This window comes from Aporhodopirellula sallentina SM41, from assembly GCF_000346505.1.
In the GTDB taxonomy this organism is placed as follows: domain Bacteria; phylum Planctomycetota; class Planctomycetia; order Pirellulales; family Pirellulaceae; genus Rhodopirellula; species Rhodopirellula sallentina.
Map to the genome: position 1 here is coordinate 1 of NZ_ANOH01000248.1, position 7,899 is coordinate 7,899.

Sequence of the window (7,899 nt, forward strand, 5' to 3'; positions counted from 1 at the left end):
GCAAAGGTTCGAGAGAGTCAACCGAAGGCCGACCTGATCGGGTTGGTTTCGGACAACGGGACCGCCGAAGGCGTGGCGCAAACCATCGCCGAACATCCGCAGATCGATATCCTGGTCAACAACCTGGGCATCTTCGAAGCGGTCGATTTCTTTGATTTAACCGACGAAGCGTGGCAACACATCTTTGACGTCAACGTGATGAGCGGCGTGCGCCTTGCACGGCATTACCTGAAGCAGATGCTGGAACAAAACACCGGACGCATCATCTTCATCAGCAGCGAATCCGGCGTCGTGCCCGCTCCGGAAATGCCTCACTACGCGATGACGAAGACCGCGCAACTTGCCATCTCCCGCAGTCTGGCTCAATTGACCCAAGGAAGCGCCGTCACGGTCAACACCGTGATGCCTGGATCCACGTTGACCCCAGGCGTGAAGGAATTTGTCAGCAACCTGTTCCCGGACGAGCCCTACGAATCGGCTGAGAAACGATTCATGGCAGACAACCGTCCGACGTCGTTGATTCAACGATTGATCCAGCCCGAAGAGATCGCCAACACGGTCGCGTTCGTTGCCAGCCCCCTCGCGTCGGCGATCAACGGAGCACCGATCCGAGTCGACGGAGGACTCATTCCAACGATCGCCTAGCAGCCTGTTGATTTTCGCTTTGATCTGCCGCTCCCATCGAGCAGCCGAGGTCACACGCCGAGTGAAGTCTGGAACGCCCAATTTTGATTTTGCTGGCACTGTGAATCGGGCAGCAGGCTTTCTGGGGCCATTACCTCCCTGACTGCGCAGAAACCCGAAAGCGCCAACTAGGTGGGTGGCGCCCAGCGGCATGGGATACTCAGCAATCATTGCGACTTGCCAAACGTTCTCAGACGCTAAAACCGACGGCGCTGGGATTTTTCCGTAAAATCGTCCCTGGAAGCGGAGAGTATTTGTATGGACGAAAAGGAATCACAGACGCATGCACAGTTCTTGACGCTTTTCACGGCGAACGAGCCGGCGATTCGGGCTTATGTGCGCAGGCTCGTCCCGACGCGGCAAGACGCGGCGGATGTGATGCAGGGCACGGCGCTTGTTCTCTGGCGAAAGTTTGAAGAGCTGGACGATCCGGAAAGATTTCGGCCGTGGGCTTTTGGGATCGCTCGATACGAGGTACTGGGATGGCTGCGCGACAGAGATCGCAATCGGTTGGTGCTTGCCGAGGATGTGATCGAAGCTGTTGCCGTCGAATCAGCGCAGCAGGAATCTCTACTGGATGCTCAGCGTGATGCGCTGGCTGACTGTCTTGAGAAAATTCCGGTAGAGCAGCGGGAACTTGTCCTGGCTGCGTATGGGCCGGACGCCAGTATACAACACGTCGCCCAGAGTAGTGGGCGTTCGGTCGCCGCATTTTATCAGTGGCTGCACCGGGTCAGAGGTCAACTGCTCGAATGCACCCATCGGGCACTCAAGGCGGAGGGCCTGTTATGACCCCCACCGAAGACCTGCGGATCATGATCGCTGAATATGCGCGCAGCGAGATTTCCGAAGTTCGACTTCGGACTCTTGAGGCCGCGCTTCGTGAGGACGATGGCTTTCGCAGCGAATTCATCGAGTACATGAATATCGATGCAGCGTTGGGCGATCTTGCAGCCTTGTCCGAAACAGAAATTGCTCAGTTACATGGCTCCACAAACGAATCAGCCGATCCATACGAAGGGACAACGAGGATTGGGCGTCGCAGTCAATTGCGTTGGGTTGCGTTATTGGCGGCCAGCCTGCTGGTGGCAGTCGTTTGCTGGTGGGGATTTGGCGAGGATGCTCGGCATGAAAACGAAGTTGTTCAGCAGAACGATAGAACCATGGCAACGGATCGAGACGCCGATGCCGCCGCCTTTGCAACAGTGGTTCAATCGGTCGACGCACGATGGGTCGACGGTTCATTTGCGGTTGGAGATCGAGTTTCAGCGGAGGTGATTCAGTTGGAATCAGGAATCGTCCATCTACGGTTTGACAGCGGCGTTGGCGTGACGCTGGAAGGACCGGCCCATTTTGAAGTGACATCGAGTGAAGTGACGCGGCTTCAATCAGGAGTATTGACGGCGACGGTTCCACCGGGTGCGGAAGGCTTCCGAGTCGACACTCCGTCGGCTCAAGTGGTTGACTTGGGGACAGCGTTTGGAATCGATCAACGCGCGGACGGAACATCCACAGTTTCGGTGTTTGACGGAGAAGTTGAGATCGTGCGCACAGAGGAGAGTGGCAAGCGACTGCTGATAGAAGGTGAATCAGTTGAGCTGCACCTCGACGGCAGTATCAACGACGTGAAGTTTGCCTCGCAGCCATTCGAGAAACTTTGGCCGACCGCGTCTGGGATTGCTGGATCGACGGGTGCGTTTCGATTTGCTCCGCCATGGCCGCGTCGGCTAAGCCTGATTCAGAGCGATACGGAGATTATCGTGTTGCCAGAGGGTTACGCACGAAAGCTGGGAAGTCCATGTCCACTCGATATGACAGAATCTGAGCGGAGCAAGTCGAGCATCCCCACAGGACGGCGGGTTCGATCCTATCTACTGCAGTTCAATCCAGTCGACCCGACTGGACAAGAGGCAGCCAGCAAAGAGCTTGGCAGCCGAATGCGGCGGATCGAAGGCAGCATCACCTTCGATCGACCTGTGATCGGGATGATCGTGAGCAGTGAAACCCTGAACGATACGGATGAGCTTTTCTCGCTTCGTAGGGGCCCGGCACGTCCGTTCAAACGTGGTCTGGAATTGAGTCAGCCCCGCACCGCTGATGTCGTTTCGTTAAGTGAAGATCGTCACACAGTGACTTTAGAACTTGCAGTGTTCAACCAGTTCAGTGACCACGTGCGAGTGATCGTGGACGCTTCGCTCGGTGAGGGTGAAGTCCAAAGTTTTACTACTGATTAGAGGCAACGCGTCGGTTCAAGCAGACGGAAGACAAGCAATGAAATCTCAAACCCATGAATACGCAATGTGTTTTTCATCAGGGGCCATAACGATAAAGCGATATCTCACCACAACACTATGTGTGCTACTTGCTGCCACTGCGGTCTCGGCGCAGGACGTTACGCCCGAGGAAGTGAACTTCTTCGAGACAAAGATTCGACCAGTACTCATTCGCGAATGCTACGGCTGTCACTCCAACAAGACGGGTAATGCGCGCGGCGGATTGAAACTCGACACGAAACAGTTGATGAATCTGGGGGGCGATAGTGGGCCAGGAGTCGTGCCCGGAAAGCTGGAAGAGAGCCTGCTGTACAACGCGATCACACACGAAGACCTCGTGATGCCGCCCAAACGCAAGTTGTCGCAGAAGGTTATCAACGATTTCAAAACCTGGATCGAAATGGGGGCGCCCGATCCTCGCGTGAATGAAATCGCAAAGGTGAACTCGACCATCACATCCGATGACATTCAGCAAGCCAAAGACTCGTTTTGGGCCTATCAAAAGCCAAAGTACACGCAGCCCCACAAAGTCGAACAAAACGACTGGCCTCGCACAAAGATTGATCATTACGTCCTTTCCAAGTTAGAGCAGGCTGAACTTGCTCCGGCTGGCGATGCTGAGCCAGAGCAAGTCCTCCGTCGTTTGACCTTCGACCTCATCGGACTACCGCCAACGCCCGAACAAGTCGCATATTTCGACGCCGCGTGGAAGAAGGATCCGGACAAAGCAGTGGAATACGTCGTGGATCGATTGCTAAAAATGGATCAGTACGGTGAACGCTGGGGGCGTCACTGGTTGGACATAGCACGCTACGCAGAATCAACCGGGCGTGAGGTCAACATGACCTATCCGCAGGCCTGGCGATATCGCGACTACGTCATCGATTCGTTCAACGCTGACAAGCCGTTTGACCGCTTTGTCCAGGAACAGCTTGCTGGCGACTTGTTGCCGGTGAAAACGGATCAGAAGTGGACGGAGAATTTGATAGCGACGTCTTTCCTGGCGGTCGGTTCCAAAAACGTGAATGAAGAGAGTCGCGCACAGTTTGAAGCCGACCTGATTGACGAACAGATTGATGCGACGAGCCGAGTGTTCCTCGGCATGTCGATGAGCTGTGCCCGTTGCCATGATCACAAGTTCGACGCCATTCCGCAGACCGACTATTACGCTTTGGCCGGTATCTTCAAGAACATGACAACCTACTTCGGACGTCCGCAATCCGAGCATGGAGAATTCATCAGTACGGTTCAGGAACGGCAACTCAGCACGTTATTGGTCATGCCCGTTGAAGACCCGAATCCGTTTGACAAGCGCTACTCGGCTCGGCAATTAGGGCGCATGAATCAAGCGATGGATGCCAAACTTGACCAGTTGGCCACTCAGCGCCGTCGCGCGATGCAGGAAAGAAGTATCACATCGCAACGCCAGATGATTGTATTGCTGAGACAAGCATCTGAACTGTCGAGCCAGCTTGCGACGGTGGACGAGAAGGGGCGACCTGTCAGTTACTGCATGGGAGTGCAGGACAATGGAGCGTCTGAGAACGCCCGCCTGCTTGTCCGCGGGGAAATCGACCAGCCGGGTGAACTCGTCAAAAGAGGCTTTCCACAGGTGCTGACCGATAAAACCATCCGAGTTAGTTCCAGCAAAAGCGGGCGGCTGGAACTGGCGCGATGGATTGGCAGCGACGACAACCCGCTAACCGCTCGGGTGATGGTGAACCGGATCTGGCAACATCTCATCGGGCACGGCATCGTCAGATCGACAGAGAACTTTGGCACGACCGGGCAGATGCCCACACATCCCGAGCTGCTGGATTACCTGGCGATTCGATTTGTCGAATCAGGATGGTCGGTCAAGACTCTGATTCGAGAGATCACCAAGTCCCGCGTCTATCGACTGCAATCGACATTCAACAAGCAACACCACGAGTACGATCCTGACAACACACTGGTGTGGCGAGCGAACTCAAAGCGTTTGGACGCCGAAGCGATTCGCGATGCCATGTTAAGCATCAGCGGCGAGCTCGACCTGAAGCGGCCTCGCGCCTCGATTGTCGCCAAGGAAGGGAATACTCGAGTGCAAAACGGAAGGTTTGACTCGGGGCGACCGCCGCAGCAGCGAGGAATGCGTGACGGCATGGACGGCATGAGTGGCCGCCGTCCAGGCATGTTTGGCCAAGGCCCCGGAATGTTTGGTGGCGGCGTACAGAATGCCGATGAGGAAAACCCATTCGATATGGAGTCAGCACGGTTCCGCAGCGTCTATTTGCCTGTCGTTCGTGACGCGTTGCCGCAGTCGATGGCAGTCTTTGACTTTCCCGATGCAAGCACGATCACGGGAACTCGCGAAGAATCAAATAACGCAAATCAAGCTCTCTACATGATGAACAACTCTTTCGTCACGCAGCAGAGTCAGTCTTTCGCTCGTCGTTTAGCGAAGTTCAGTTCCCAAAGCGTCAAACAAGTTAACCAGGCATTTCTGCTTGCCTTTGCTCGGATGCCAACCTCAGATGAGCGAACAACCATCATCGAATTTCTAAGAGAGTATCCATCGGGCCGTGGGCCATCCGCGATGGCCATGGTGTGCCAAAGCCTTCTTGGTTCAGCCGAATTTCGCCTGATTGATTGATGCTGGTTGTCGCTCTTCGTTTAACCGGTAGCCGAAGGCGACGAATGGATATGATAAGCGTCGCCTCCGGCTGCCGGTTAAACGATTTAAACATAGGAGAGATCACCGTGGTTCATGCCTATCACGTCATTCTGCCGATGTACGGATTTTGGTTGCCGAATGATCCGCGTGGCTCGTGGTCTCAGTTTGTTGCCAGTTGGGAACTCGCTTGCTTTGGTGAAACGACTCGACACTTGGAACAACGTACGCTCGCACAACTAACAGACGAAGAACTCGCGCATCGCGAAGCGGCACGAAAAGCTTTGAAGTATCCGGCTGTTACTCTTAACGGAAACCAGGCCTTGACCATCGCCAACGGGTTCAAAGCCAAAGCTGCAGCCAATCGATATGAGATCTTGGCGTGTTCGATCCTGCCGGAGCATACGCACTTGGTGATTGCTCGCCATCGTTACAAAATCGAGCAAGTTGCAAACCTGCTGAAGGGCGCTGCAACGCGACAGTTGATGGAGGCTGGAATTCATCCACTTGCCGAATTTGCAGACGCCGACGGTAAACCACCGCATGTCTGGGCCACGCATCAATGGAAAGCATACCTTGATAGTGAGGAAGCGATTGAAACCGCAATCGCGTATGTCATCGAGAATCCATTGAAAGAAGGCAAGAAGCGACAGGACTGGCATTGGCTTGCACCCTATCGCGGCCTCGATAAGGGATGGACTACCTATTTGTAAGAAGATCTCGTTTAACCGGTAGCCGAAGGCGACGAAGATCTCGTGCTGTGCGCGTATACGTCGCCTTCGGCTACCGGTTAAACGAACACCGCCAAATACCAACCATATCAAAGGAACCGAACATGCACTCTCGACGCGAAATTTTGAAGAGACTATCTGCGGGCTTTGGCTACCTTGCCTTTGCCGGCATCGCGAACGCACAAGCTGAAAAAGAAGCTCCACTCGCACCCAAACCGTCGCATTTTCCTGGTACCGCCAAGCGAGTCATTTTTCTGTGCATGTCAGGCGGCCCTTCGCACGTTGACACGTTCGATTACAAACCACAACTGATAAAGGATCACGGAAAATCAGGGCATTACGGCAGCAAGCTGTTGAGTTCTCCCTGGAAGTTTCGTCAACGTGGCGAAAGCGGCTTGTGGGTCAGTGACTTGTTCCGAAACGTTGGCGAGCATGCGGATGACTTGTGCCTAATCCACTCGATGCAGTGCGATCAACCAGCCCATCCCAGTGCGGTGACGCAAATGCATACGGGGACGGCACGCTTCATTCGACCCTCGCTGGCAGCCTGGACGCTGTATGGTCTGGGCACTGAGAACGATAGTGTTCCCGGTTTCATTTCGATGAATCCCATGTCAGGAAATTCTCGGAATTATGGCAGCGCTTTTCTCCCGTCCATTTTCGCTGGCACCAAAGTCGAAGCGGGGCGTGGGAATAAAGAGAGTGTACGCGACATCAGCAATGACATGCTCTCCAGGAAACAGCAGAGGGCGCAACTGGACCTGATGCAGACTCTTAACCGCAAGAAACTGAAACGCGATAAATTCCAGCCTCAGGTCGAAGGGGTGATTGAGGCTTATGAACTGGCGTTCCGTATGCAGGGTGCCATGCCGGACGTCATGGATACGTCCAAAGAAACTGCTGCGACACGATCGATGTACGGTGTCGATCAGGAAGAAACCTCAACATTCGGAACACAGTGCCTCTTAGCTCGCCGGATGGTTGAATCTGGTGTTCGCTTCGTAGAAGTCACACAAGGCTCGTGGGACCAGCATACGAATTTAAAGTATGAACACGAAGCGAAGGCGAAAGCCTGTGACAAGCCAATCGCTGGATTGCTACAAGACCTTAAGCAGCGCGACATGCTGAAAGATACGCTCGTGATCTGGGGTGGCGAGTTTGGACGCTCACCCGAAGGCCAGGGTTCCGCAGGTGATGGCCGTAACCATAACAACAAGGGCTACACAACGTGGATGGCTGGCGGCGGCGTGAAGGGCGGTTTCAGCTACGGCGCGACCGACGAATACGGTTACGAGACGATCGAAAACAAGTGCCATATTCACGATTGGCATGCCACCATTCTCCATCTGCTGGGTCTGGACCACGAACGACTCACCTATCGCTACGCAGGTCGCGACTTCCGGCTGACTGACGTTCACGGCGTTGTCGCAAAAGACATTCTCGCCTAGCTAGCTAGTTCAGGCGTTTTAGTACTTGCGCAACACGAGCGCGGCTGACCCCAAGGTGTCGAGCCAATTCCGATCGCGTGGAGACTTCGCCACAGTCAAGTTGTTCTTGATAA

6 protein-coding genes are annotated in these 7,899 nt (G+C 54.6%); all 6 read left to right on the forward strand.

Annotation, left to right across the window (positions count from 1 at the left end; all coding sequences use genetic code 11):
• A partial coding sequence (locus RSSM_RS16600; RefSeq protein WP_044302795.1) for an SDR family NAD(P)-dependent oxidoreductase occupies nucleotides 1-645 on the forward strand: 645 nt, incomplete at its 5' end.
• A gap of 297 nt (nucleotides 646-942) precedes the next feature.
• Nucleotides 943-1,476, forward strand: coding sequence for a sigma-70 family RNA polymerase sigma factor (locus tag RSSM_RS16605; protein ID WP_008681139.1), 534 nt, complete (start codon nucleotides 943-945; stop codon nucleotides 1,474-1,476).
• Nucleotides 1,473-2,918 carry a FecR domain-containing protein gene (locus tag RSSM_RS16610; RefSeq protein WP_052336068.1) on the forward strand — a complete coding sequence of 482 codons (1,446 nt, stop codon included), beginning with the start codon at nucleotides 1,473-1,475 and terminating at the stop codon, nucleotides 2,916-2,918. Before RSSM_RS16605 ends, RSSM_RS16610 begins: the two co-directional genes overlap by 4 nt.
• A 37-nt stretch (nucleotides 2,919-2,955) precedes the next feature.
• The gene (locus tag RSSM_RS16615) at nucleotides 2,956-5,589 is read left to right on the forward strand and encodes a PSD1 and planctomycete cytochrome C domain-containing protein (RefSeq protein WP_236621195.1); all 2,634 of its coding nucleotides are present in this window, start codon (nucleotides 2,956-2,958) and stop codon (nucleotides 5,587-5,589) included.
• A 44-nt stretch (nucleotides 5,590-5,633) separates the two neighbouring features.
• Complete coding sequence (locus tag RSSM_RS16620; RefSeq protein WP_236621196.1) at nucleotides 5,634-6,320, forward strand: transposase; 687 nt, start codon at nucleotides 5,634-5,636, stop codon at nucleotides 6,318-6,320.
• A gap of 122 nt (nucleotides 6,321-6,442) precedes the next feature.
• Entirely contained in the window at nucleotides 6,443-7,786 is a 1,344-nt protein-coding gene (locus RSSM_RS16625; protein WP_008681148.1) for a DUF1501 domain-containing protein, read from the forward strand.
• Nucleotides 7,787-7,899 lie beyond the last annotated feature (113 nt).

Coding starts and splice junctions, on each gene's coding strand:
- RSSM_RS16615 (WP_236621195.1), top strand. CDS start 2,956: ATGAAATCTCAAACCCATGAATACGCAATGTGTTTTTCATCAGGGGCC.
- RSSM_RS16610 (WP_052336068.1), top strand. CDS start 1,473: ATGACCCCCACCGAAGACCTGCGGATCATGATCGCTGAATATGCGCGC.
- RSSM_RS16605 (WP_008681139.1), top strand. CDS start 943: ATGGACGAAAAGGAATCACAGACGCATGCACAGTTCTTGACGCTTTTC.
- RSSM_RS16625 (WP_008681148.1), top strand. CDS start 6,443: ATGCACTCTCGACGCGAAATTTTGAAGAGACTATCTGCGGGCTTTGGC.
- RSSM_RS16620 (WP_236621196.1), top strand. CDS start 5,634: ATGGATATGATAAGCGTCGCCTCCGGCTGCCGGTTAAACGATTTAAAC.